This is a genomic window from Sphingobium sp. BHU LFT2 (assembly GCF_018604485.1).
In the GTDB taxonomy this organism is placed as follows: domain Bacteria; phylum Pseudomonadota; class Alphaproteobacteria; order Sphingomonadales; family Sphingomonadaceae; genus Sphingobium; species Sphingobium yanoikuyae_A.
The window spans coordinates 296,500-320,921 of sequence record NZ_JAFCGW010000003.1 but is presented as its reverse complement, the minus strand read 5'-3'; the positions used below and the strand labels follow the sequence as shown (position 1 = coordinate 320,921).

18 protein-coding genes and 5 pseudogenes are annotated in these 24,422 nt (G+C 55.5%); 11 read left to right on the top strand and 12 right to left on the bottom strand.

What is annotated here, in order from left to right; all coding sequences use genetic code 11:
* Positions 1-29 precede the first annotated feature (29 nt).
* Positions 30-1,268 carry a polysaccharide pyruvyl transferase family protein gene (locus JQK15_RS08835; protein ID WP_214864979.1) on the bottom strand — a complete coding sequence of 413 codons (1,239 nt, stop codon included), beginning with the start codon at positions 1,266-1,268 and terminating at the stop codon, positions 30-32.
* 647 nt (positions 1,269-1,915) lie between these two features.
* Between JQK15_RS08835 and JQK15_RS27415 the strand changes: the two genes are divergently transcribed.
* Positions 1,916-4,051: a glycosyltransferase gene (locus JQK15_RS27415; RefSeq protein WP_214864977.1), complete on the top strand. Its 2,136-nt coding sequence runs from the start codon at positions 1,916-1,918 to the stop codon at positions 4,049-4,051.
* 7 nt (positions 4,052-4,058) lie between these two features.
* Here the strand turns inward: JQK15_RS27415 and JQK15_RS08825 are convergent, their stop codons facing one another.
* A complete protein-coding gene (locus JQK15_RS08825; protein ID WP_214864975.1) occupies positions 4,059-4,970 on the bottom strand; it encodes an FkbM family methyltransferase in 912 nt (303 codons plus the stop codon).
* Between the two features lie 161 nt (positions 4,971-5,131).
* Between JQK15_RS08825 and JQK15_RS08820 the strand changes: the two genes are divergently transcribed.
* Positions 5,132-5,947 (top strand): ABC transporter permease, encoded by an 816-nt coding sequence (locus tag JQK15_RS08820; RefSeq protein WP_251007659.1) that lies wholly within the window; start codon positions 5,132-5,134, stop codon positions 5,945-5,947.
* Between the two features lie 217 nt (positions 5,948-6,164).
* Positions 6,165-7,088: a KpsE/RkpR family capsule polysaccharide export protein gene (locus JQK15_RS08815; protein WP_214864973.1), complete on the top strand. Its 924-nt coding sequence runs from the start codon at positions 6,165-6,167 to the stop codon at positions 7,086-7,088.
* Positions 7,089-7,132: 44 nt separating this feature from the next.
* Here JQK15_RS08815 and JQK15_RS08810 read toward each other — a convergent pair whose 3' ends face one another.
* From JQK15_RS08810 to JQK15_RS08795, 4 genes are all read right to left on the bottom strand, one after another.
* Positions 7,133-8,341: a polysaccharide biosynthesis/export family protein gene (locus JQK15_RS08810; protein ID WP_214864971.1), complete on the bottom strand. Its 1,209-nt coding sequence runs from the start codon at positions 8,339-8,341 to the stop codon at positions 7,133-7,135.
* A gap of 59 nt (positions 8,342-8,400) precedes the next feature.
* Positions 8,401-9,711 carry a glycosyltransferase family 4 protein gene (locus tag JQK15_RS08805; protein WP_251007658.1) on the bottom strand — a complete coding sequence of 437 codons (1,311 nt, stop codon included), beginning with the start codon at positions 9,709-9,711 and terminating at the stop codon, positions 8,401-8,403.
* Positions 9,708-10,658 carry a glycosyltransferase family 4 protein gene (locus tag JQK15_RS08800; RefSeq protein WP_214864969.1) on the bottom strand — a complete coding sequence of 317 codons (951 nt, stop codon included), beginning with the start codon at positions 10,656-10,658 and terminating at the stop codon, positions 9,708-9,710. Before JQK15_RS08800 ends, JQK15_RS08805 begins: the two co-directional genes overlap by 4 nt.
* A 215-nt stretch (positions 10,659-10,873) precedes the next feature.
* Positions 10,874-13,030, bottom strand: coding sequence for a glycosyltransferase (locus tag JQK15_RS08795; protein ID WP_214864967.1), 2,157 nt, complete (start codon positions 13,028-13,030; stop codon positions 10,874-10,876).
* A gap of 460 nt (positions 13,031-13,490) precedes the next feature.
* Between JQK15_RS08795 and JQK15_RS08790 the strand changes: the two genes are divergently transcribed.
* The 5 genes and pseudogenes from JQK15_RS08790 (at position 13,491) to istB (ending at position 17,824) form a co-directional block, all read left to right on the top strand.
* Positions 13,491-14,342 (top strand): right-handed parallel beta-helix repeat-containing protein, encoded by an 852-nt coding sequence (locus JQK15_RS08790; RefSeq protein ID WP_214864965.1) that lies wholly within the window; start codon positions 13,491-13,493, stop codon positions 14,340-14,342.
* Positions 14,343-14,424: 82 nt separating this feature from the next.
* On the top strand, positions 14,425-15,753 hold the full coding sequence (locus JQK15_RS08785) for a DUF6492 family protein (protein WP_214864963.1): 1,329 nt from the start codon (positions 14,425-14,427) through the stop codon (positions 15,751-15,753).
* Positions 15,754-16,147: 394 nt separating this feature from the next.
* A pseudogene (locus JQK15_RS08780) lies at positions 16,148-16,558 on the top strand (transposase); the annotation flags it as partial.
* Positions 16,559-16,619: 61 nt separating this feature from the next.
* Positions 16,620-16,964: pseudogene (locus JQK15_RS08775) on the top strand (IS21 family transposase); the annotation flags it as partial.
* Entirely contained in the window at positions 16,961-17,824 is an 864-nt protein-coding gene (gene istB / locus JQK15_RS08770; protein ID WP_214864961.1) for an IS21-like element helper ATPase IstB, read from the top strand. The pseudogene JQK15_RS08775 and the gene istB, both read left to right, overlap by 4 nt.
* Before the next feature lie 74 nt (positions 17,825-17,898).
* Here the strand turns inward: istB and tnpA are convergent, their stop codons facing one another.
* From tnpA to JQK15_RS08755, 3 genes are all read right to left on the bottom strand, one after another.
* Positions 17,899-18,285 carry an IS66-like element accessory protein TnpA gene (gene tnpA, locus JQK15_RS08765; protein WP_214864959.1) on the bottom strand — a complete coding sequence of 129 codons (387 nt, stop codon included), beginning with the start codon at positions 18,283-18,285 and terminating at the stop codon, positions 17,899-17,901.
* Between the two features lie 144 nt (positions 18,286-18,429).
* Positions 18,430-19,707, bottom strand: a complete 1,278-nt coding sequence (locus tag JQK15_RS08760; RefSeq protein WP_214864957.1) for a hypothetical protein — start codon at positions 19,705-19,707, stop codon at positions 18,430-18,432.
* 128 nt (positions 19,708-19,835) lie between these two features.
* Positions 19,836-20,006 carry a hypothetical protein gene (locus tag JQK15_RS08755; protein WP_214864955.1) on the bottom strand — a complete coding sequence of 57 codons (171 nt, stop codon included), beginning with the start codon at positions 20,004-20,006 and terminating at the stop codon, positions 19,836-19,838.
* Between the two features lie 733 nt (positions 20,007-20,739).
* Here JQK15_RS08755 and JQK15_RS26810 point away from each other — a divergent pair.
* A pseudogene (locus JQK15_RS26810) lies at positions 20,740-21,286 on the top strand (transposase); the annotation flags it as partial.
* A gap of 32 nt (positions 21,287-21,318) precedes the next feature.
* Here JQK15_RS26810 and JQK15_RS08745 read toward each other — a convergent pair.
* From JQK15_RS08745 to gmd, 3 genes are all read right to left on the bottom strand, one after another.
* Positions 21,319-21,978 carry an ABC transporter ATP-binding protein gene (locus tag JQK15_RS08745; RefSeq protein WP_214864951.1) on the bottom strand — a complete coding sequence of 220 codons (660 nt, stop codon included), beginning with the start codon at positions 21,976-21,978 and terminating at the stop codon, positions 21,319-21,321.
* Positions 21,979-22,113: 135 nt separating this feature from the next.
* Positions 22,114-22,962, bottom strand: a complete 849-nt coding sequence (locus JQK15_RS08740; RefSeq protein ID WP_214864949.1) for a GDP-mannose 4,6-dehydratase — start codon at positions 22,960-22,962, stop codon at positions 22,114-22,116.
* A complete protein-coding gene (gmd, locus tag JQK15_RS08735; protein WP_214864947.1) occupies positions 22,962-23,999 on the bottom strand; it encodes a GDP-mannose 4,6-dehydratase in 1,038 nt (345 codons plus the stop codon). Before gmd ends, JQK15_RS08740 begins: the two co-directional genes overlap by 1 nt.
* Positions 24,000-24,116: 117 nt before the next feature.
* On the opposite strand from gmd, the pseudogene JQK15_RS08730 reads away from it, so the two are divergent.
* A pseudogene (locus JQK15_RS08730) lies at positions 24,117-24,246 on the top strand (IS110 family transposase); the annotation flags it as partial.
* Positions 24,225-24,413: pseudogene (locus JQK15_RS08725) on the top strand (UDP-glucose 6-dehydrogenase); the annotation flags it as partial. The pseudogenes JQK15_RS08730 and JQK15_RS08725, both read left to right, overlap by 22 nt.
* Positions 24,414-24,422 lie beyond the last annotated feature (9 nt).

Here is a 24,422-nt window from a genome sequence, read left to right as displayed (position 1 = left end):
TATTCCCCCCAATCAAATAAATATTAAAATTAGGCTTCCACTCGACTTAATACATCGTTAATCTCAGTAGATATAGCCAAATTTAGTCCATTCTTGACCCAGGTGGCGGAAAATTTTCTGAGAACCGCAACATAGCGCTTGCGAAACTCCGAGAATACTTCCTGGGTCAGATATTTTTTGATCGCCGCCTGTACACCGATTTGCGCGAACTCGTCCAGACTGCACCGCGGAATACCATGATAGCTCGTTAATTCCTGAACGCGATCGTCATGATAAATGACAAGCGCTGGAATACCAGCCTGCATGGCCGCGACCGCTCCGTGAATACGATCGCCGACGAAGACATCGTAACCGGCACATGCCTGGCGCCAGCTTCCCACGTCGTTAAAGGAGTAGAAGGTCGAGAAGGGCGATATCAGACCACCGGAAATCTTTTCTATCTCCGTTTGGATCGTCGGCGTGTCCAGCTTGCTCGTCGCTTCGTTGTAGGCAAAGCGATTTGCCTCTACGGCCGCATAGTTCCTAGCTTCCCCCTGAAAGACATAGGCCAGTTCCGGCTGACCAGTCATGCCGGTTTGGAATCCCTGGATCAGCTTGCGACCGCGACCGTTACCGCCCGGACGCAGATTGACGGCGCCCATATGCCCGGCAGACATGATACGGTCCATGCGCTGGGGCGGGCGCAGCGCGAAAATGTTACGCGGATAGACGAACATGGAAGGGCAGCCAATTGCCGTGGGCGCGTCGATACCCGCGTCGTTAAGCCAACGCTTGGTCTTTGGCCCTCGAACGCCAAATACCTTGGCTTTCTCGTTGAGGACAGAAAACAGCTTGGCAACCGTCGGTTGCAGATTCTTCAGATCCGGTTCGAAGGCGTTCTGGATGCCGACGCCTGCAGCATAGATCGGAATGGTGACATGTTCCAGAACGTCGGCCAGTTCCCCTTCATCTGCCGTCGGATTGACGATGTTTGAGAAGGTCAGCATCGCCGCGTCGAAATTGTCGTTCACATGACGGGCGGCTTCCTGCACCCCCAGCGAGCGTGCAAGCTTCAGCAGATTGAGCGAAGCGGAATGGTGCCTGTCAAATTCTAGCGTCTGTACCATCGCCATGCGATGGATCATGTTGCCGGGATTCCCGACCAGCCAGTGGGCGGCATTGAGCGTCTTCAAGCTAGAGGCTGAAGGAACCGGAACTCCGGTCTGAAAGGGAATGGCTGCTTCGGGAAGAAAATGAGTAGAACTGGGACGATAAAACATTAAGCGCATATTTCTTCCGTCCTTTTCAAAGCTCGCGCGCGCAGCGCAACTCGATCAACAGCGCTACTACCTTGGCTGTCGTTCACAAACATTGTTACAGTGTCGAGATTGGGCATTCCAGCTGATAATCGGCTTTTTGCACTGCAACTGTCAATATGAACATTCAAGAGCGATAACCTGACTCGCTCATGATGGTTGTCCGAAGTGATGGCAACATGCCTAGAGACATTCCCCTAGAATATTGCTTGGCCAACCCGGCGGGCTTCCCATGCAGTTTCGAGTTCGGCCTGATCTGATCATTCTTGCCGCCAGGCATCGAGCATGAAACTGGCGTGAACCAGCATCCCGGTGAACAGCTCTTTCACTGAACCTAACGCGCTTAATTCCGTCAGAGTACCTCGGAGGCAAATTTGTTAGTCGTCTTGCTCATATCCGCTCCATTCAGTGAGAAGTTTGAGCCCGGAAAACCCAGGACGCGTCACCTCGCCTATTGCGGGCGTGCTACGACTGGGGAGGCTCCGACCACGAGCGTGCTTCCAAAAAGCTTATCATCAGCGCCCATGATAACGCCGACCCTGACCGGAAAATGTTTGCTGCGAATGCCTTCCAAGCTTAAATCTTGCAGCATGCAACGAATTAAATTTTGGTTGGACCGCGTGTCCAAGAAATATGCGCTTCATCCCAGATCAAATGGCTTCCCGGTTCGTCGAAACACCGCTGCCCACATAAGGGCAGCGGACAGCGCCCGCGCGTTGCAGAATTGGAACAAGGCAGCCCTATATTACCGTGAGGCTCTGGCTCTTGAACCTCATTTATACCATCTCTGGATCCAGCTTGGGCATATGGAGAAGGAGGCCGGCGCCATTGAGCGGGCGACCGCGGCTTACGAGGAGGCGGCTCGTTTGAAGATCAACAATGTCGAGCCGCTGCTGCACTTGGGGCATATGGCAAAGGCTTGGTGGCAGCCCAATGATGCCGCGGCATATTTTATCAAAGCCTTGCTACGCGACCCGGGCAATTTGCAGGCTCTCTCGGAGCTGGCGCGATTGATGCCAGATCGTGGTGCTGATGCATCTCCGAGTTTTTGGGAGGACGCCTTTACCGTCTTCGACCTCGATCCGACTGCGGCAGAGAAATCCAATTTCAGCTTGGCGGCGCCACACGCTATCCTGTTTGATGTGACCGATTTATTTGCTTTTTTTGGACAGCGGCGCTTGCCTACGGGCATTCAACGGGTCCAGATTGAGATATCACTGGCTCTGGTTGATGAACCCACCGATATCCAACCGATATTCTGCCTTTATTCCGGCGCTCGGCGAGGATGGATTGCTCTGCCTCATGATGAATTTCAGGCGCTTTGCCATTTAGCCAAGCAAAGCGATGACGTGACAGATCCCGCCTGGGTAAGACAGTTGGAAGGCCTGTACCGCACCGTCGCGGTGTCTCCTACCATCCAACTGTCGACCTTGGCGGTTCTTATCAATCTGGGAACGTCATGGGCCGATAGAAACTACCTGCTCGACGTCCGCAATGCGCGTGATCGTAAGGCGATGATTTACATTCCGCTGGTGTTCGACCTAATCCCGCTGATTGGGCCAGACTGGTTTATGCAATCGCTGGTCCGAGATTATCGAACCTGGTTTGGATCCATGCTCCATTCGGTCGATGGTTGCCTGGCTATTTCACAAGCTACCCGCCAGGACCTGATTGAACAGTCCGCAATGTGGGATGCGCCCATAGCAGCAGATGCTGTTTCCGTCGTTTCGCTCAATGGCGATTTTAAACAAAGCTCCGCTGGCGTCGACGTCCTTCAGCAATATGGCCTGAAACCTGGCAATTATGTTTTGATGGTTTCGACGCTTGAGCCTCGCAAAAATCATATCGGAGCATTCAGCGCCTGGCTGAAACTCGTTGAAAGGCTAGGTGAAGCAGCAGTGCCGCATCTCGTGTGTGTGGGGGGGCGTGGGTGGCTGAATGATGGTTTGCACCAGATGTTGCGCGATAATCCGCAGTTGAACCAAATGGTGAAAATCCTGCACGGAGTGCCTGACGACAGACTTGCAACATTGTACGAGCACTGCCTGTTTTCACTCTATCCCAGTTTCTACGAAGGTTGGGGTCTGCCAGTTTCAGAAGCTCTGTCTTACGGCAAGGTGCCCGCAGTTTCGGCCGTCTCCTCTCTTCCGGAAGCCGGCGGCGCCTATGCGAGCTATTTCAACCCGCATGATGCTGACGACATCGCAGCAACGGTGCTTACCTTGCTCGACAGAAAGGTGCTCGCGACAACAGAGGCGGCGATAGAACATAGCTATGCGCCGCAGACATGGCTACAGATTGCACAAAATTTGGTTGCTAAGGCTCAACTGATCAAACCGCGCCGACAGGACGACCTGATGGGTATAGATGGTCCGGGAACTTGGCTCATGTCACTTCCCCGGGAGATCAACGATGGTATGCTGTTAGGCGAAGCGATGCGCCATGGCGATGGATGGCTTGTGCCCACCAATTCTGGGTGTCGGATCAACGGCAAGGGGGCTGCCTTATGGTTTTCCTGGTCAGGCTCGCCCGATGGGCAGGCGGAAATCCATGTCGCTTCCATGCCTAGTCCCGCTCACATTAAAGTAGAACTGAATGGCTTATCTCAGGAGACATTTTGGGAGCCCGATACCCCGATCGCCATCTCCCTACCCCTCCCCGATTCTGCCGGACCTGTTCATATTAATCTGATCCCAATCACCGGAGAGCTCATGGTAGAAAAAATCGTGGTTACACAAAATCCAATATCATGCTGAATTGGATTTAGCGTACCAGTAACAGCATCACATCCTCTGTCGGGGGAGCCGCAAGGATTGCCTCCCGACTGATAGGTTGAATGCCACCTTCCAACGAAATGACAGAAATAGTGAACCCGTCGGCTAGGATCTGATCGATAAATCCACCCGGATTATCATAACGAATCCGCGCAAATTCAAGGACGATGGTAAGGGAGCGCCTCCGCTCCAATATACCGGACATACCGTTCCAGATCGCCATTTCAGATGTGTCGGCATCGATCTTGATGATATCCGCATCATGCAGCTCTTCATAACTGTCAAGTCTGCGGGTTCGCATCAGGCGAGTTTCCGTTGCCTGGTCATTGGACACCGGATGATCCGCAGGCAGCAGGTGGGCATTTTTGGGTTCATCGGTCGGCACAACCAGCAATACGTCTGCTTCAACATCCGCCAACGCTTGCTCATGCACCTTGGCGATTGCATCGAACCCGTTAATCGCTAAGCTCTGCGTCATCCGGCGCGCCAGATCGGTATTAGGCTCAAAGGCGTGCACCTCACCTGCAGATCCGACCAAATCGGCCAGAAGCAGTGTAAAATAGCCTAGATTGGCCCCGACATCGACAACCTTCATGCCCGGCTTCACCACTGCCGCGAGCAATTCGGTGATCCACATTTCCCAATAACCGTCCAGAAGCAGGTGACTGGACAGTCCAACATCGGTGGTATCAACAACCATTTTGTAGCGTCCCAACACCCGGCATAAGGACCGATTTCCACCGAGATAGGCATTGGAGCACAGCTGGCGGATCACCGCTTCGTTACGTTGCCGGGGCTGAGTGAGAAGATGGTTGAGGTGAAATAGCCTGATACCCCCATCATTTGCAGATCCATGACGGAAGCGGGCAGCAACGTTCGAAAAATAGGGAATGTGCTTCATATGCTCGCCCATAAGGCAACGCGGGTGATAAAGCGACAATGTAAGAACGTTGGCATGAGTATTTTAAAGCGTATCAACCGCTGCGCCGCTGCCCCCACGGCGCGGCGCCACCATGCTAAATTTCTGTTCTATCGGTCTCCAAATCACGTTAGAAGCCCCTCATGAACATGATTTCAGACACTTCCGGATCCATGGGTGATCGCGGCTTCTGGCGCGGCCTGAAGGTCCAAGGAGATGTTATCGGCGCGCTGTTGATGCGCGAGTTGCATACTCGATATGGCCGCGAGAATATCGGCTATCTATGGGTGTTTCTGGAGCCTCTCAGCCTCGCAAGCGCCGTCGCCTTGCTGCATATGGGCCATGGTTTGCCTCATAGCGGTATTCACCCTGTTCCATTCGCCATTCTCGGTTACACACTCTTCATCATGTTTCGCGGCATGGTGACGCGTGCGGACGGTGCTTTGGAATCAAATATGCCGCTTCTTTACCATCGGCGTGTGACCATTTTCGACATGATGCTGGCACGCGGCCTACTCGAAGCCGTCGGCACATTAATGTCCTTTACAGCATTAATTGGACTGACAATAGCCTTCGGCATCGCTGATTTTCCAGCAAGATTATATTATCTTCTAATAGGCATAATATTATTATTCTGGTTTTCTTTTTCTATATCTCTTTTGATATGCGCGTCGACGCATGACAATAAGTTGGTCGCAAGATTTGTTCACCCAATAACGTATGTCTTGATGCCAATATCTGGTGCATTCTATCAGCTTTCATGGATTCCTCAGCCCTACAAAGAGTGGCTTACTTGGTTTCCACTTACAACCATATTTGAACTTTTAAGATATGGCCAGTTTCACACAGCGAAAGACACCTACGTCGATATACCTTATATCGCTGGTTGTTGCCTGTTGCTGACATATGGCGGGCTTGCATCTATCAAAGCGACCCGGCGTCGCATCCATCTTCAATAAGGTGTAAATTTTGGATCACTCATCCCCAACGGTTCAGTCTCGGCTGATCGGGTGGCTGCGCAAGCATCGCAACTGGTGTCTGATTGTGCTGCTTCCAACCGCTCTAGTAGCGATATATTATTATCTAATAGCGGCCAATCAGTATCAATCCGAGGCCCATTTCGTTGTCCGGACATCGGAAACAACCGCTCCGGCACCAAGCGGCTTGAGCCAAGCCTTGACGATGGTTGGCGGAGCTTCTTCTGAGCGTGACGCTATGTTGGTTGCAGATTATCTGGAATCGCATGATGCGGTAGACGCCCTGGAGTCTCGGATCGGTCTAAGCCAGCGCTTCCGTCGGCCCGAAGCCGATCTGATCTCGCGTCTTTGGTTCGCCAACCCCACTCCAGAGCAGCTTGAGAAATATTTCAAGGGCAAGGTCGACGTCGACGTAAGCACCGAAACCGGTGTTACGACCTTGAAGGTTCGGGGCTTCCGCCCTGATGATGCTTATCGCATCATCCAGGAATTGCTGAAGCTCAGCGAAGATCGGGTCAACACGCTCAATCAGCGCAATTATGCTAACGCAATCCTGATGTCTGAGCGGCGCGTCAAGGAAGCTGAAGCTAATCTGTCGCAAGTGCAGCAGCAGATTACCCAGTTCCGCCGGAACGAGAGAGATTTCAATCCTCAGATCACCGGCGCATCGCGAACGGATCTCGTGTCCGAGCTTCAGGGGCAACTTGCCGTCGCGCGCGCTCAAGAAGCGTCCGTGGCATCTGTGGTCAGTGCTAACAGCCCGCAACTCGTGGCGCTTCGCCACCGCGTTGCAGCCTTGTCCCGTCAGGTGGCCGCTGAAACGTCCAAACTCTCTAATGGACCCGGGAACGTCGCGTCGGGGTTAGGCGCCTATGAAGGTATCAAGGTCCGACAGGAAATGGCCGGCAAGCAACTGGAGCTGGCATCAGCGTCACTGCAGCGGGCGCAGGACGATGCCCGTCGACAGCAATTGTTTGTCGTTCCAGTAGTCGATGCAAACATGCCCGTGAAAGCACTATATCCAGAGCGCACTAAAACTGTGATCACAGCTTTCCTCGCTTTGGTGCTTGTATATGGTGTCGGTTGGCTGCTCGTCGCAGGTGTTAAAGAACACGCCGCATGAATAAAAAGGCCCGGCAACAAATCTGCCGGGCCTTTTTCTTTCTTCTATCGCGTCGCGTTTTGTACTGCGACCACTGGAGAGAATAGCTGCCCAAAAGCCTGGATGACCTTAAGAGGCTGATTCGCCGACGCATTGCCGATGTAAATCATGTCTTTGTCCCGCATCACGAAACGCTGTGCCAAAAAGTAATTCTGCGCCTGCATCATGTTGATCCGATAGGCGACCGGAGTCTGCGGGGCCTGCTGTCCTCCTTCAAGCCCGCCTGCTGGTACTAACCGGAAAACGAACACCGATTTCGGATCCGCACGTCCATCATTGGGGCCGCCAGCGCGCGCTAGTGCTTCGGCAAGAGTCAAAGTGCGGCTTTCAAACGGGATCTGAGATATCCGGTCAAGCGCTCCAAAGACGGTGAAGGTTCTAGGCTGACGGATCAATTCAATCCGGTCCCCCCCCAAAAGTACGAGATCGTCGGGCGAACCGGCTGCGATGCTGTCGAGCGATTGCTCGGCGACATGACCACGCCGGGTAAAGCGAACGACGACATCTTGAGCGCCAGTCCCGGTCGCTGTCGAAGAGCCTGTTTGCACGGTGCGGCTAATTCCGCCCTTTTCGGCAATCGCATCGAGCAAACGTTCTCGTACCAACGTCAATGGGAGGCGCCCCGGACTGGCGATATCCCCCATGATAACCACCGTATTAGCGCTGTTCCGGCGCAGAGACACTATAACCTGCGGACTTTGCGATTTATCTCGCAATCTCGCTACGATCCGATCCTGGACCTCCGTCGTCGTCAGCCCTGTTACTGGAATGGTACCAGCATAGGGCAGCGAGATATTCCCGTCTCGATCCACAATGACGCCACTGCCGCCGAGTGTCTCGTTCTGAGCAGAGATACCAGCATCGCCGTCGGAGGACACATTGGCAGTACCGATGGTCGCTCGGCCACCAAATAGCGTAACACCTACTTCATAAATTTCGATGGAAAGCACATCCCCTGGACCGATCTGATCGACCTCTCCACCTGCAGCAAGTGCAGCAAGCGACCCGGAGGAGTTAGACATCGCCGACAATGCGCCGATGTTGCTAGGATTGATATCGACGATCTGGAAGCCGATCGTGTTCTGCTTAGCGCTTCGCTCAATCTGGCTGCCGGTCGGCCCATTGCGAGGCAATGTTGCGCAGCCACTTAATGCCGTCGCAGCCAGCAGAATCAGGTGCGGGCGAATGAACAGCCCCCGGCACTTTACGTACATGACATTACTCCAATGCTGCGACAGGGCAGTTTCATTTCAGGTTGCTTCTTTCCATGCGCCTAGCGTCTGGCGATCCCATGGTAAAGTTGGCGAATTCGTCCGGCGTAGGTGGAAAGGGAAAACTTGTCTGCTTGGACTAGCCCCTCGGCCGCAAGCCGGATACGCAGGGCATCATCGATGTCCAAGCGTCTGATGCCATGCGCTATGGCGTCGATGTCATAAGGATCTACTGCTAAAGCCGCCTCGCCCGTCACCTCGGGCAGAGCCCCAGTTGTGCTAGACAGAAGCGGAACGCCGGCAGCCAGAGCTTCCAGGGCGGGCAAACCAAACCCTTCATACAGCGCCGGAAACAGACAGGCCTTCGCCCCGTGCACAAGATCCGTCAGCAGGGTTCGCGGCACATAGTCGATGCGGCGGATACGATCGACTCCGGGCAATTTGCGGCCATGGGCATTGCCCAGCAGCTTCAGTTCGCGATCGGCATGCCAGGCCTCGGCTCCTACGATCACGAACGGCGTATCGACATTCGATTCCAGATACGCCTGGATCACGCGCCCCAGATTCTTCTTGGGTTCGATCGCGCCAAAGAACAGGAAATATTCTTTCATCTCCAGGTCGAAAAGCTGGTGCAGGCGATTGGGCAACGATCCGGGATCGCGCAGCGCAGACATGTCGCTAGCCTGGTAACAGTTGGTGATCCTTTCAGGATCGGCCTGCATCAGATCAATGATGTCAGCGCGCGACTTTTCCGATACGGTAACAATATGGTCTGCCTGCGCGACACAAGCCCGCACCAGCCTGTCATAGTAGCGCTTGTCTTCAAGGCTGGCGCGCGGCAAACGCAGCGGAACCAGGTCATGCAGGGTGTAGATGTTGCGGGCGCCTGCCAACCGGATCGGCAGCGGATAGGTCCAGTGCATGATCGCGGGTGGATCGGGCATTCGGACCGTCATAAATTTGCTGTACCGGCGAAAGTGCCGAGCGCACACATCGTAGAGCTCTGCCCGGTTGAAGAGACGGTCAAATGGCGGCAGCCGGTGACCGCCTTCCGATGCCACTGTGCGGCCTGTGACAGGAATTTCGATCATATCATGAGCAAAGGGATGCACACGCCAGCGGCGCATCCGTCGGCGCATGCTAAGGCCATGGGGCGGATCGGCTCCCAATTGGCCGAAAAACAGAGATTCCCGCAGATCGTCATTCACCTTGCGGGGAATGTTAACTCCAAACAGCAAATCGACGGGATATCCCAGTTCCGCAATAGCCCCTGCCAAGTTACGCCCATAGGTTGCGACACCCGTTCCCTGCGGCAACGCCAGGTTATAGCCATCAACGCCAATGCGCATAGCCGCCGATACCGTATCAGTCATGCCATCCCATACAGTTTCAAAAGCCGCTGTGCATAGGGCTCCAATTCAAAATATCGGGATCTTTGAAGTCCGCGCGCAATAAGCTCATCACGCAATGAAAGATGACTATCGATAGCGATCAGTCCGTCGCGCAGCTGCGCGGGATCAAGCGGATCGACCTGCAGCGTCGCTCCCGCGCCAATTTCCGCCAGTGCCGGGACATTGGAAGAAAGAACAGGCGTGCCCAATGCCATTGCTTCGACGACGGGCACTCCAAAACCTTCGGCCAATGATACGAGGATCAGAGCTCTTGCATTTGCAATCAGCTGAAGAACCGTATCACGTGCCTGGAGGCCCAGTCGCATTGCGCCGGGAGTTGCCTGAATAAGGGCATCAATATACGTCGCATCCAAGCCGTCAGGCCCGGAAATTACGAGCGGTGTTCTCAACCCGCTGAAACGATAGGCTTCCAGAAGACCTGTCAGGTTTTTGCGAGCCTCGACGGCGCCGATATAGAGGAGATAGCCGCCAGACTTAAGGCCGGAAGGAAGCGTGCCTTGCTCCACTCCTGCGACATCGACACCCTGATGACAGGGTATCACTTCGTCCTTTGGCCAACCCATCGCGGCCGTAATCTGCGCATGTGCGGCTTCCGATACCGTCACAAAATCACCCCCATCAGCCCGCAGCATGTCCAATATGGTTCGCAATCGAAGACCGTTGACAGGGGTCGGCACGCCGGGATCAAGCGGCATCACGTCATGGACGGTATAGATGTTGCGCCAGCCACGTATCCGCATCGGCAGCGGATAGGTCCAGTGCATGACGCCAGGCTGGCCCGGTAAGTCAATGGGCATCGGCTTTTTGTAGAGGCTAAAAAACACATGCGCTTCGCGAAAGATATCGCGTGCCCAATATCCTTTCGCGTTCGCTACCGCTTTGCGGGGCCACGGACGCAGCGCTACCATGCGCTTGCTATGGTCTGACCGGCGAGCGTTCGATCCCCCGTCATCAAGGATCATCGGCGGCCTGCCCGCCAAGCGCAGGGCCGATACCAGGGTTCGGGCATATTGTGCCACCCCCGTACCGGCCCCTCCATCGTTCAACAACCGTCCATCGATGCAGACCGGTATATTCCGGTCCATTGTCACGCATCTACGCCTCGACCGGAGTCTTCGATGCGTCAGGATGCCAGATCCACCAAGCTCATGGCTTCGTAAAGCTCCTGGCGCGCCGCAAGATTTTCCGGTTTTGCATAGCCGACAGCGCGCAGACCTACGACAAAGTCACGTCGGTCATTCTCATATCTTGGATAGGATCCTTTTACATCCATCTTGAGCTGGATAGTCCCCTCGTCATCAACCTTGGCCATGAGCCTGATGACCTGACCATGGCTGACGTCCCACATCCTGATTGACTTCATTTCTTCACTTGCAACGGCATCGAACAAGGTCAGCGTACAATCGGCAGAGCCCGGTGCCGTGGAAAGTTGCAGATATACCAGCACGGATGAGCCCGGAGCCATATCGGTTGGTATGCTGAAGGATGGCTTTGGCCCCCGCAACCAGATGCCATGATCTTCCGGAGCGTAAAGAAATGAAGAATCTATCAATATTCGCTTGGGGAGATGAAAATATCTTCCGGTATCGACAGTGCTTCCGGCAATAACCTTGAAGGAAAGCGAGCTTCCTTCGGCAAGGTTCGACTTGAATGGCGTGATTTCAATATTCTGATATATTTTGACTTTTTCCATGAAGTCCGCGCCGACATCATGCCATGTCCTAGGCGCGAAATTATCCTGAATCATCTTTGTGCGGCCATCCCGATACGCCTTATCGGTGATCATCCGACGGAAAATGTCTATTCCCTGTGTGATGTTGAAAGGATCGACATAATCCACAAGGGCGCCACCCACTTCCGGGATAGACGAAGTATCCGACGCGATGCAGGGGCGGCCGTGGTATAGACTTTCGCCTACCGGCAATCCCCAGCCCTCGACGAAACTGGTGAAAACCGAAAACTCACAGTTCTCATAAACCGCATTCAGTTCGCCGTCCGACAAATTGTGTGCGATGTGCAGCCGACCATCAAGATTATGGGTAGCGTTGAGCACATCCGTCAACGCGCCGATCTTCCATCCATGCCGTCCGACGAAAACCAGATCGGGAACATCGATTCCTTCGGCCATCAGCCGCCGCCAGACATTGACCACATAAAGATGATTTTTGCGGCCTTCTATAGTCGAAACATAAGCGACGTAGCGCTTGCCCTTCACGCGTCGCAACTGCTCGGGCCATTCTACTTCATCGTCGGCCGTACGCGTGAGATGATGCGCTAACGGCACCGTCATCATCGGAATCTGGCGACCGCCATTCTTCGTGATAAATTCGCCCAGAGCTTGCCGCGAGGCATCGGAAATGGTCAGTATGAAATCGGCAACCGCGCATAGTTCGCAAATCGCCATCGAAAAATCAGTAACTAGCGCTTCATCGCAGAATTCCGGATGTGTTACCGGAATGATATCATATACGTAGGCACCAATCCGGACACCGTTTCGCTTGGAACGGATGAAATCTCCGACGCTGTTGCCAAGACCCCAGAAAGCTCCCAGCAGGATGATCGTACTTCCCTGCAGCGGCAGCACGCGTTCGGCCGCATCCTCGCACGTCATCACCAGCGCGCGCAGGGTATCGTGATCCACCTGTTTGCCCGATGCATATTTGATGATCCGTAGAACCTGCGCATTGTCGACCATCCAGAACTCGCCGGGCGGCAGTGTGCTTTCGACCGCATTGCCAAGGATGAAACGAACATCAACAGCCGCATCCTGAATGGCGTGCAGCGCGATGCCGGCTTGGACGCGCTGAATGCCGGACATAGTCACATGCGCCTTGAGATAGCCGAATAGATCCTGGATCGCGAAAAAGACCGTTCCTTCGCCGAGTTCCAGCGCGCTGGTCGCCTTGCTGTCCTGGCGCAGCAACCGGATATTGCGGATAGCTTCGGCATTGGGCGCGACGGCGTTCACCCGCTCATAGGCGGCAAGCGCCTCCCCACCCCGGTCCAAGCGGCGCAGAATGTCTGCGAGATGAATGTTCGCATCTGCGTCATCTATGTCCAGATTGACCGCGGTCTGATAAGCGTTGGCAGCTTCCTCCAGTTGTCCCTGCTCTTTCCAGGCATGGCCCAGTTGAACCCATATTTGCTGATCGGCGTTATTTTCGGCAAGATGTTTTGTGTAGGCATTGACCGCACCGGCCCAATCCCGTGCCGCACGACATTGATTACCTTTACGACGATAATTCACTTTCTGACCCGTACTCAATATTTTCGACAGCATGTCATGCTCCATGCAGAAACCAAAAGGTAACATCGTGCCTCATCGTCTCCTGCCCCAGCGCTCGCTATCCCGCAAGTCTGGAAAGTTGACTTATTGCCGTGTCCAATTGGCGATTATCGGAGCCGCACTGCTTCTGCCAGCGCTTCTTGCCTCTGGTAGCGCTCGGACTGCATCTACAGAACCTGCAGATCGCGGCCCGTGTGCCAGCATTCAAGCTTTTGCCGGTTCGCAAAAGGACGCAGGACCGGCCTTCAGGGCCTGCCTGGACCAAACGCCTGCGGTGGGAACCATTGCCCTGCCGCCGGGCCAGTATCTGATCGCGACACCGGTTCGGATCACGCGTCCCGTCATATTGCGAACCCAGGATTCAGGCGATGCCGCTCCACCCTGCTTTGCGGACGAGAAGCGATGTGCGGTTCTCCACTTCTCCATTCGCCCTGACGGTGGGGCTGGGGCGGTCATGCCATTCGACATCAACAGCAGCAACGTGCGGCTTGATCGACTGATATTCGAGGGGGCAAGGCTGAGCGATCCAGCCCTTACCGCCAGACGCTGTTCATCCGACAAGGAAAGAGCTTTGGCGGGTGGATTGAGGATCAACGGCAGTGAAAATTCGATCACTCGGTTCATTTTCCGCAACATGGGCTGCTATACCGCGCTGGAATATGGCGGCGGCCACGATGCCTTAATCAGCAACAACCTCTTCAGCAGCAACGGCACGCACAATATTCAGTCGAGATGGGCTGATGGCCTGACCATTCATTCCGGCAACGGGTTTCAGGTGACGGACAACCGCTTCCACGACAATACCGATGTCCAACTGATCTTCGGAGGCTGCATCAACTGCACCGTAAGCAACAACCGGTTCAGCCACAGCGCTAGGGCAGGTGGCGGATCCTTTGCCGAACTGATGTTGCAAGCTTGGCCCAAGGCGACGAGCGGCGACTACACCGGCACCCGTGTGACCGGCAATAGGATCGACTGCGGGCCGGAACGGCGATGCGGCTTCGGAATCATGATCGGGTCCGCGCCCTGGTACGATGCGCCGGCCTTTGGAGGCAGCGTCACAGGTAATGTCGTGCGCGGTGCGATGCTGGCGTTGAACGTGGACAAACTGACAGGGCCGATGGTTATAGAGCGCAACAATCTCAACAGTAGTTCAGGGACCTATCCCACCATGTGTGGGCCGCGCAGCCTGCAAGGGGTCATGGCCAACATATCCCCAGCTTCGCGTCCCTTCCTTTCCCGATATCCGTCAAAGGGCGTATCTTCGGCCCATTATTGCATCTTGAATTTCAAAATTGGGTCGTAGAGGTGCCTCGCGCTTTCTGTGGAGTTGGCAGAGCAGGAATGTCTGGTTGTAAATTCGTCATTTTTTCGGCATGGCAGCCAAAATGCGTGCTCCCAAGGGCGGGGCTTTTCTGGAGATGATAATGCCGGACCCAGCAGGGGACAGTTCTCCCGGTGACACCATTCACTTGACCGTAGATGACTACCAAAGCTTCATCCTGAACGGCCAACGAGGTCAGCAATCGATACAAACGACTGGCACATCCGGCTTTCTGGTTTGCGGCCCCTATCGTGCCATTAAAGCCGGCATCTACACCGTGGCCGTCCTGGGCGAGGTGGAGCAAGCGGGAGCGGGTGTGGTTGTGGACGTCGTCAGCAATGCCGGCCTGCACCAGTTTGTGAAAACTGACATAAAGACACAGGCTGGACATGGCCTCATCACGATTTTCTCTCTGCATATACCGCAGGACGTCAGTGACCTTGAGATCCGCCTGAAGGTTGCCGAAGATACGCGGCTGAGCTTCCAAGGGGTCCGGATCGCGGAACGGGACGCCGATCGAGACTATGCCCTCTTGAACAAGAGCTATGCCAATGACGCCCATTGGTCTGTCATATTATTTGGATCTTACCTTTCTTTTGTTAAGCCTTATGTCCCCTTCTACCTTGTTATACCAAGGCATGATCAGGAATTATTCGCAAAACTTTTTGATAGTGCTTATATCGTTGGATTTATCGAAAAACTCCCCATAATCCTGTATGAAGATTGGGTTTTGGAGAAAACTGGAAATATTCCACCTGCCCATTTTGACGGTTGGCATGTACAGCAGGTTGTCAAATTGGCTTTTTCCAAGTTGGGCTTGTCACGTCATTACTTGACGTGCGATTCTGCTCAGTTCTTCACGAAGCCGTTCGACTTTAGCGCGGCTATGTTTCGTGAGGGGATTTTGTGCACGACGGCGCGTCCATTGAATAGACAAGAAATAAATCAACACTTTATCGATACGGGCGAGCAATGCTGGTTAAATGGTAACCTTGTTTCAGCCGGTGTGGCATTTGATGCTATTGATGAACATTTCACATCGCAGCTTGACGAGCTTAAATATCATTATATCGGGTGCAATGGTATATTCGATTCGAATATTTGTCTGGCTCTCGAAAAACGTGCTGCAGATTTCGGCTACACCAATTTTTGTGGCCTGCTCGCTTTTAGCCCCTATGAATTCGCTTGGTATGGCGCTTTTGTGACCTATTGTTTGCCTGAGCTTTTCAAGCCCATCGAACCCTGCATACTTCTTCCGATCGTGGAACCAGACCAATTGTTGGATAGCACAGCGCCAACTGGAGAGGATGGATATTTCGGCTATCTCTTCCAGAAACCTGCCTGCGACACCCTGCAGCCAATGCAGACATATTTGGCATGCCTTGCGGCCTGATATCGAAGTTCAATGAGCCCGGCTCATCGAACTTTGGTTAGGCTGATGCGGTGATTGCACATTTCCAGGGCATGATGCGTCAGCATTTCACCGCTGCGGTATTAAGTTGGTGACGAATTAATCATTTGATCCATAGCATGATGCTGGCGAGTTTGACGAAGCCCACGGGAACCGAACTTTTCCGGCAGATCGCGCCAACCACGCAAGGCGTGGAGACGCAATCGCTCGTCACTATGAAGTTTGCGGTTACCCTCGCGATCGTCAGGCACAAACTCGCGCAGCCGTTCCCATTTGGTTGTCCCGCAAAACTTGTGAGGTGGTCCCGCTTTTCTGGACAGGCTGTTAAGCTAATCCCGACCTGATGGATTGGTACGGGAATGAAGACGACGATAAAACGATGGATGCAGGGTTCTGCGTCGCGGCGCTTGAGGAGGCGCTAGCTCGCTACGGCAAGCCCGAGATCTTCAACACCGACCAAGGCAGCCAGTTCACGTCGCAGGCCTTCACTACTGTGCTCCGCGAGGCCGAGGTTCGCATCAGCATGGACGGGCGGGGCCGGTGGATGGACAACGTCTTCATCGAACGCCTTTGGCGATCCCTGAAGTACGAATGCGGCTATCTCCACGCCTTCGAGACCGGATCGGAGTTGAAAGCTCGCCTTGGGCGCTGGATCACCTATTACAACACCCAGCGTCCGCACTCGGGCCTGGCTGGGAAAACCCCGATCGAGGCCTATCGGCGGATCGGGCAATCAGATCATGGGGGGCATGCCCCCCATGATCTGATGATCAAACAGGCGGCGTGAACGACAACCGGGATTAGCTTAACTTAGCCGCCAAACTGTCCAAGACGGCGGGACCACCTCAATCCATAGCCTCAGGCGCAAGCCGATGGCCCTGCTGCAGCTGACCTATCGCGACCAGTTGTTCCCACGCGAGGCGTACCGGTTCATGTTCGAACGGCTGCTCGAAACCATGTCCGAGCGTGACCCTTGCCGCCAGATGGTCGAGTTGCTGTCCATGGCCCATGAACGGGCCTGCGAGGCCGAGCTTGCCGATCTTCTCGCCCAGGACCTTGACGCAGGCCGGCTGCCTGACATCGCCGCGTTGCGAACGCGCTTCTCGCCTGATCCGGCCGCGCTGCCTGAGGTGGTGGTCGAGCTTGGCCCCCTGACCGACTACGATGCCCTGCTGCTGGGAGAGGCCGCATGACTAAGGCCCATAACGTCGATGCCCAGCGTCTGAGCTTCATCCTCAACGAACTGAGGCTTCCCGCCATCAAGGTGATATGGCCCGAGTTTACCGAACGTGCCGACAAGGAGGGCTGGCCCGCCACCCGACTGCTCGCTGCACTTACCGAGCATGAAATGGCCGAACGTGACCGGCGTCGGATCGAACGTCATCTGAGCGAGGCACGCCTGCCTCCGGGCAAAACGCTCGACAGCTTCGCCTTTGATGCCGTGCCGATGGTCTCGCGGGCGCAGGTCACGGCCATGACCTCGGGCGACGGATGGCTGGAGAAGGGCGCCAATCTCATCTTGTTCGGCCCGCCGGGCGGAGGGAAGAGCCACTTGGCGGCAGCCATCGGCCTGCAACTTGTCCAGAACGGTTGGCGCGTGCTGTTCACCCGCACGTCCGAGCTGGTTCAGAAGCTTCAGGTCGCGCGCCGCGAACTGGCGCTCGAATCCGCCATCGCCAAGCTCGACAAATACCACCTGCTCATCCTGGACGACCTCGCCTATGTCGCCAAGGATCAGGCTGAAACCTCCGTGCTCTTCGAGTTGATCAGCGCTCGCTATGAGCGCCGATCCATGCTTATCACGGTCAACCAGCCCTTCGGCGAATGGAACCGGGTCTTCCCGGATCCCGCCATGACGCTCGCGGCCGTCGACCGTCTCGTTCACCACGCCATCATCTTCGAGATGAATGTCGAGAGCTATCGTCGCAGGGCCGCCCTCCAGCGACAAACAGGGGCTGGAGGGACACCGAAATACGCGACAATCAAATCCATCGAGAAAATGTCGATCAGCGACAATCAGAGCGAAGAATCGCCCTTGCCAGCGACAATCTAACCCGGCACGATCAACACGCCGCGACAATCTGTTCTCATCCTGATAGTCGCTGACCTCTCACCCAGATCGTCGCGCTATACTGCCACGCCGTCGATCTCCAGCTTGACCGCGCTGTCCTTTGCACGCGCCTGCTTCCGCGGGCGCTTCGCCGGACCCGGTTCGATCGACGGTGGCTCCTCGATAACCGCGGGGACGAACGCTGGCGCCATCGTGGGGGCAACTGGCAGCGCAACGCCGCGGGCCTCCATCTGTTTGCGCAACTGCCGCCGCCAGGTGAACAACTGCGATGGGCTAAGGCCGTGCCGACGGGCAACGGCGCAGACAGTCTCCTGCTTGGAATAGCTCTCCGCGATGATCGCGGCCTTCACTTCAGGCGGCCAGTCCCGCCGCTGGCCTGCACAGGTAAAAACCTCGAACCGCTGAACGTTGCTGGTGCCAGCATCGTCACATGGCATCGTCATAGCACCAGTGTCCTCCATCCTGATCAGGAGGCGCAGACTCAAGGCTACACTTTACGTCTGCAAGGTGGGGTCGCCGCCCCGCTTACTGTCAATCGAACCGAAAGGTAAAAACCACAGGTTTCGCGGTGCCACTCCCAGACGGCGTCAAGAGCCATCCATGGGCGCCAACACCAATGCTGATTGACGCTTATTTGTCCGCCAATAAGCAGCCGGCGGAGCAGGATTGCGGTCAGCAAATCCATTACCAGGCGGGCGGATAAAGTGCCCCAGCAGCCATCGGCGGCCCTGGGGATCAACCACAGGCGTCGCATATTCCTGAGGGTTAGTGGGCAAGCCAAGATTGACATCTCCCCCGCCGCCGAACGCATTCCTGCCGAGCGGTGTGTTGCTCCGCTTTGCAGCGAGGCGATAGCAGCCGCGAACCTTCCCGAGAGGGTCATTGCAGCCTTTGCCACCTAGAGCGGCGAACGCGATGATGGAGTCTCCATCAACCCAAAAGCCCATGAGATTGGCGATCCGATTGCTCATCTCGTCCTGACCGAGCGTCCAGACCTCCGTTGACAAGGGATCAAACGGGCGGATGACGCCCGTGCTTCCTTTTATTTGCGCGATCCCTCCAGCGCCGGTCAGTTCAGCGCCGCGAACCGTTGACTTGGTTATGATGGCCCGTTCCACTGTTAGCGCTGACCAATACAGATACAGACGGCTTTTGAAGGCTAGCAGTCGCGGCACCGCCGCCACTTCACTGATGGTCCCGTTTTGGATGCCCGCTACGATCACTGTCGTTCGATTCATATCGAGTTTGCCAGTTTTCGGGTCGTAGACACTGATACAGGACGATGTTTGCTCAACATCAAACCTGCTGCCATTTTCTGCCGTGCATTCAAACGCGACATAGGTAGTGTTGCCGAGACGTGCGACGGTGGGATCATAGGCCGAACGAATGCGTAGGCCGCGCATGGGACCTCCCGTTACAAGCGCACGTGTCTGGCCGGTCCGGGGATCGATCGAGGTGTCGAGAAGCGCCGAAGTGCTGGTGAAACGGCGGGTGTTCCAGTCGAAGCGCTCAAGAACAAGGCTCCAGCGGTTAAATGGAAGGCCCTTAGCCTGGTTGGCCGGGTCGCCGCCGCTGCAGTCATTTGCGCCGGATACCCCTGCCAACTTGCCTTCAGTCGTAACCAGCCTCCGACCAATGAACAGATTGGGTTCGTTGGGCAGTTGGGCGAAGGATGTCGCGTTGCAGGCCGGTTCGACAATGGCGGCACTAGCATCAATCAAAAATTTGCGCTGCACGGTAGGTTGAGCCTTTGAAGAAGGTCGATCAGTACTTTGTCGGCTCGGGGTGTTTCTAGTTGAAGGAGCCATCGTCACCACCGCTGCGGTAGTGAGTGCGGCCGCTCCAGCTATTATCACTGCCTTCATGCTGTATCCGCCTTCCTTTGGTTGGCTATACGCTGGCACGTGGCTTGACGTTCCCTGCTGCTCCATTTCTACGCAGCTTCATGCATTTTGAGAGATAGCTTGGCGTGCTCGGTAAGGTGGGCCTAGCTCTAGATGCCATCCGCTACATCGTGTTGGGCGGCGGGGCTGTCGTCAACGCCGTCCGGTGAAAGCCCGTAAAGAAAAAGGAGGAAAGCGCCGGCGAGGACGGCGATCGCGCCGACCAGGCAGTCAATCGGGCGTAAGGGATCAGAATCCCAATCTCGCCATTCGCTGAACATTCGACCCTCCCAAGGTTGCCTCCGGCACTCCAGATTCCGTGGGTAAAAGTTGGGGGCGATCGCTGTTGTAATTGCCTGACGGCGTCGATCAATCAGTGCGAATGCCTATCTGGCGCTGGTTCCGGATAACGTCGGAGACAGCCACTCAACCTATGCACCACCGAGCCGCGCCGACTATCTCCATTGCGACACATGGTTTACCCCATCCGTGAAATGACTGCACTCATTTCACGGATGGGTGTCCCGCGACCGTGCAGTCTAATCCGAACGCGGAACGAGGATCGGTAGCGCATATCGGTCCTCGAACAAAGGGGGGCGATCCTGACCGATCAACCCACTGCAAACTCGGTCAGGATCGCGGGGCGCATATCACCGCCGCCGAAGTGGTCAAGCTGCTAATGCGACGGGCTGAAGCTTCGAAAGTCCGGCTCACATGGTGGTTGCGTCTCACGACAAGGCGCGCCTCGCTGGACGGATACGAATCCGGAGGGTTATATGAGGTCGCTCAGCGGAACGCTGGCGTCCATGCGTTGTACGCGACCTTATTGAAGCCGGATTGAGCGCGCCCACTGCCGGGGGCGCAGGGCTATGGATGTTGCGGCGTCCTGGAGGATCTGGGAGATGAGTGCGCATGGTGGCCCGCAGCGCTGCAACCGATCATTTTCCAGCGTAGATTAGGAGTTGGGAGGATTTCCTCTATGACACGAGGTAGATCTGAAATGCCGCGATATCCTTGAGGCCAAGCCGATCTGGCGAGCGTCCGCGGCCTTCATCCAGCGCCAGCGTAATCGACAGTCAGAGCGTAAAAGCCTCGAAAAGCGAGGGGGCGGCTCGCGATCATGTCGCAGGCAAGAAGTTCAACGGGCGCAAGCGCCACATCTTTTCCAATATCAAGGGGAATCGTCCAAGCCGTGATCCAAACCGCCGACATTCAGGACCGTGGCGGTGCGCCGCCGGTGCCGGTCGAAATCATCCGCCGCCTCCCCTGGCTTCGCCATGTCTTCGCTGATGGCGGCTATGCCGGAGAGAAGCTCAAGTGCGCTCTGCACCGCCTTGGCAAATGAACAAGCGAGATCGTCAAGAGGTTCGATACAGTAAAGGGGGTTGCGGTGTTGCCTCGGCGCAGGGGCGTCGAGCAAACGCTAGCGCGGCTGAAACGAAACCGGCGGCTCGCCAAGGATTTCGAACAGAACATCACATTGACAGCCGCGTGGCTCTTCATCGCCCCAATCCAGATTTTCGCCCGCCGTGTCGCAAGATTATCAAATCATGACAGATAATTTTAAATCAAACACTATAATGTCACCACCGCCTAATGCGCTGCTTGGTTGTGCATGTGAACATCGATGGCTTCATCAATCGAGCTGTAGAAAGTCAATTGACCCTGATGCAGCACCGCGCCGCGCTCGCAATAATTTCGCAATGTATGAGGATCGTGGCTTATCATCAACAACGTGCCGGTTTCGCGGCGATAATGCAAAGCTTCTTCGCATCGCTGCCGGAACCTGTCGTCACCGGCGGCGGTCACCTCATCGACTAAATAACAGTCGAATTCAATCGCCAGCGAAATGCCGAATGCCAGACGCGCCTGCATGCCTGCGGAGTAGCTGTAGATAGGCTGATGAAAATATGGCCCCAGCTGAGCGAAATCCTCAACATAGGCCAGAAGCTGATCGATGTCCTTCTCATATATTCGAGCGATAAACCGCGCATTGTCAGCGCCCGTCAGACTGGACTGGAAGCAGCTCGAATAGCCAATCGGCCAGGAACAGGAAACGCTCCGCTCGATCCGCCCTGAAGTGGGTGACTCGACCCCAGAAATCAGGCGCATCAAGGTTGATTTGCCCGCCCCGTTCGCGCCGCAGATGCCCAAACTGCTTCCGGTGGGAATGTCAAAGGTCAGATCATTAAGGACGTCTTTCCTAAACTTCCGAATATGATAGGTTTTTGAAACATTCCTGAAGCTTATCATTGATCGACCATCAATTTGCGGCGCCCATCATAGACGCTGGATATTCGTCGCATAGCGGCGCTGCCAAAACTCAAGACCCATGATTGAGCCAAGCTGTGTATATAGACCCGATCCGTCTCGATAGATATCCACCTTTCAACCGGCCGCCTCATAAAGCCATCGCAGGGTATCGTCGATCGAACGGGGACTCCAGCCAGGCAAGGTCATGCGCAGAAGCGTTGCGTCACCGCCCAGCACTTCCACATCGCCTTTGCGTACAAACGCCGGGTTCACTTCGACGTCGATGTGGTGACCGCTCAACGCGCTCAGCTTTTCAATGATATCGCTTATGGAAGAGACATGTCCAGTCGCGATGTTGACGGTCGCCGGTACGGTCGCCGCCATCACCAGACCGGCGTAGGCGTCGGCAACCGAACGCACATCACCAAAGTCGCGGCGCACCCATGTATTGCCAAGCTCAATGACCGGAGCACGGCGCTGAAAATGATCGACGATCTTGGGCACCAGATATTTTGTATCCTGCCCGACACCTGTATAATTGAACGGTCGCGTCACGACGATATCGAGCCGGTCGCCCCAAAGCCTCCCGCCCTGTTCCATCGCATATTTGCTGATCGCATAGTGGTTCGCGGGATTGGGCGCCGCGTCCTCGGCTATCAACCCTTGGGCGTTGGGGCCATAAATCTGGGCGCTCGATGCAATGATACAGCGAGCCGCCCCCTTGTTCCGCGAAACAGCATCGAGGAGATTGAACGTGCCGAGCTGATTGACGGCATAGAAAGCGGCCCAATCGGAAGTATGGACGAACGCATGCGCCGCCAGGTGAATTAGCCGGTCGAATTCGGTCTCCGCAACGACGCGATCAACGGCGTCCTTGTCCTGTAAGTCTGCTTTCAGCGCAACCGGGGTTGCCCCCATCTTTGTGAGGGCGGCGGCAACAAAACGACCGGTAAATCCGGTCGCCCCGGTCAGCGCCACACGCATCAGAAGGACCAACCCGCCGCGTTGCGCCGCATATCGGCTTCCACCATCAAGCGGGCGAGTTCTTCCAGCTGAACCGTAGGCGTCCATCCAAGATCCCGTTCCGCCTTCGAAGGATCGCCGATCAGCAAATCGACTTCCGCAGGCCGGTAGAAGGCCGGATTGATGCGGACACGGGTCTCTCCGCTTTGCGGATCGACGCCGACCTCATTTTCTTCCTTGCCTGACCATTCGAGTGAAATGCCTACCTGAGCAAAGGCGAGTTCGACGAAATGCCGAACCGTTTCGGTCCGGTTAGTGGCCAGCACGTACGTATCGGGCGTGTCATGCTGCAGCATGAGACGCATGCCCTCGACATAATCCTTGGCGTAGCCCCAGTCTCGCTTTGCATCGAGGTTGCCCAGTTCAAGCACTTTCGCCTTGCCCTGAGCAATCTTGGCCACGGTGTCGGTGATCTTGCGCGTCACAAACTCGCGGCCACGCAATGGCGACTCGTGATTGAACAGGATACCGCTAGTGGCAAAAATATCGAAGCTTTCGCGGTAATTGACCGTCAGCCAATGCGCGTAAAGTTTGGCCACACCATAGGGACTACGCGGATAGAAAGGCGTGTCTTCGGTCTGTGGAATCGCTTGGACTTTTCCGAACATTTCCGACGTCGATGCCTGATAGAAGCGTATATCCTTGTTTATCGTACGGATTGCTTCAAGCAGATAGGCCGCGCCCAAACCGGTAATATGGCCCGTCGTGATAGGCTGATCGAACGACACCCCGACAAAGCTTTGCGCGGCAAGATTGTAGATTTCTGTCGCTTCCGAGGTTTCAATCAGCCGAATGGCCGATCCCATATCGGTAAGATCATATTCGACAAGCTTGAGCTGCGGATGATTGGTGACCCCAAGTTCGTCGATCCGCCAGAAATTGACCGAACTGGTCCGGCGGTAGGTTCCATAAACTGTGTAGCCCCGGTTAAGGAGGTTTTCGGCCAAATAAGCGCCGTCCTGGCCGCTGATCCCGGTAACTATAGCTTTTTTCGACATATACTCGTCCCTGCTGGCTCGCTTCGGCCATAAGACTATTCGGCAGCTATGGCCAGAGGGCAAGTGAACCCGAGCCGTCTGTTTCTTTTGAGGAACAACCGGAGGATCTGCCCCTGCATTGCCAAGCGGCGGGGGATGGAAGGCCCGCGTCGCTGTCGCCCGCAAGCTCGCGGTGATTCTGCATCGCACGTGGAGCGATCAGAGCGAGTTTCGCCGAGGTAAGGTTCCAAGGGCATCGAAGTCGTGAGATACGAACCGGCGATGCAGGAAGAAGCATTTTTCGGTCCGCGCGTCGTGCGCGATCTGGCGGCGTTCAAGCAGGAATGTGACATCATCATCGCCAACCGCATGACGGACGATGTTGCGGATGTAGCGGACAAGGTCTTTACCCGCGATCTTTTTGAATCGAATTGATCCCGTTTC

Excerpts from the sequence above, each read along its gene's own strand:
- JQK15_RS08835 (WP_214864979.1), bottom strand. The coding sequence starts at position 1,268 with ATGCGCTTAATGTTTTATCGTCCCAGTTCTACTCATTTTCTTCCCGAA.
- JQK15_RS08825 (WP_214864975.1), bottom strand. The coding sequence starts at position 4,970 with ATGAAGCACATTCCCTATTTTTCGAACGTTGCTGCCCGCTTCCGTCAT.
- JQK15_RS08820 (WP_251007659.1), top strand. The coding sequence starts at position 5,132 with ATGAACATGATTTCAGACACTTCCGGATCCATGGGTGATCGCGGCTTC.
- JQK15_RS08810 (WP_214864971.1), bottom strand. The coding sequence starts at position 8,341 with ATGTACGTAAAGTGCCGGGGGCTGTTCATTCGCCCGCACCTGATTCTG.
- JQK15_RS08805 (WP_251007658.1), bottom strand. The coding sequence starts at position 9,711 with ATGACTGATACGGTATCGGCGGCTATGCGCATTGGCGTTGATGGCTAT.
- JQK15_RS08800 (WP_214864969.1), bottom strand. The coding sequence starts at position 10,658 with ATGGTAGCGCTGCGTCCGTGGCCCCGCAAAGCGGTAGCGAACGCGAAA.
- JQK15_RS08795 (WP_214864967.1), bottom strand. The coding sequence starts at position 13,030 with ATGCTGTCGAAAATATTGAGTACGGGTCAGAAAGTGAATTATCGTCGT.
- JQK15_RS08790 (WP_214864965.1), top strand. The coding sequence starts at position 13,491 with ATGCCATTCGACATCAACAGCAGCAACGTGCGGCTTGATCGACTGATA.
- JQK15_RS08785 (WP_214864963.1), top strand. The coding sequence starts at position 14,425 with ATGCGTGCTCCCAAGGGCGGGGCTTTTCTGGAGATGATAATGCCGGAC.
- istB (WP_214864961.1), top strand. The coding sequence starts at position 16,961 with ATGACTAAGGCCCATAACGTCGATGCCCAGCGTCTGAGCTTCATCCTC.
- tnpA (WP_214864959.1), bottom strand. The coding sequence starts at position 18,285 with ATGACGATGCCATGTGACGATGCTGGCACCAGCAACGTTCAGCGGTTC.
- JQK15_RS08760 (WP_214864957.1), bottom strand. The coding sequence starts at position 19,707 with ATGAAGGCAGTGATAATAGCTGGAGCGGCCGCACTCACTACCGCAGCG.
- JQK15_RS08755 (WP_214864955.1), bottom strand. The coding sequence starts at position 20,006 with ATGTTCAGCGAATGGCGAGATTGGGATTCTGATCCCTTACGCCCGATT.
- JQK15_RS08745 (WP_214864951.1), bottom strand. The coding sequence starts at position 21,978 with ATGATAAGCTTCAGGAATGTTTCAAAAACCTATCATATTCGGAAGTTT.
- JQK15_RS08740 (WP_214864949.1), bottom strand. The coding sequence starts at position 22,962 with ATGCGTGTGGCGCTGACCGGGGCGACCGGATTTACCGGTCGTTTTGTT.
- gmd (WP_214864947.1), bottom strand. The coding sequence starts at position 23,999 with ATGTCGAAAAAAGCTATAGTTACCGGGATCAGCGGCCAGGACGGCGCT.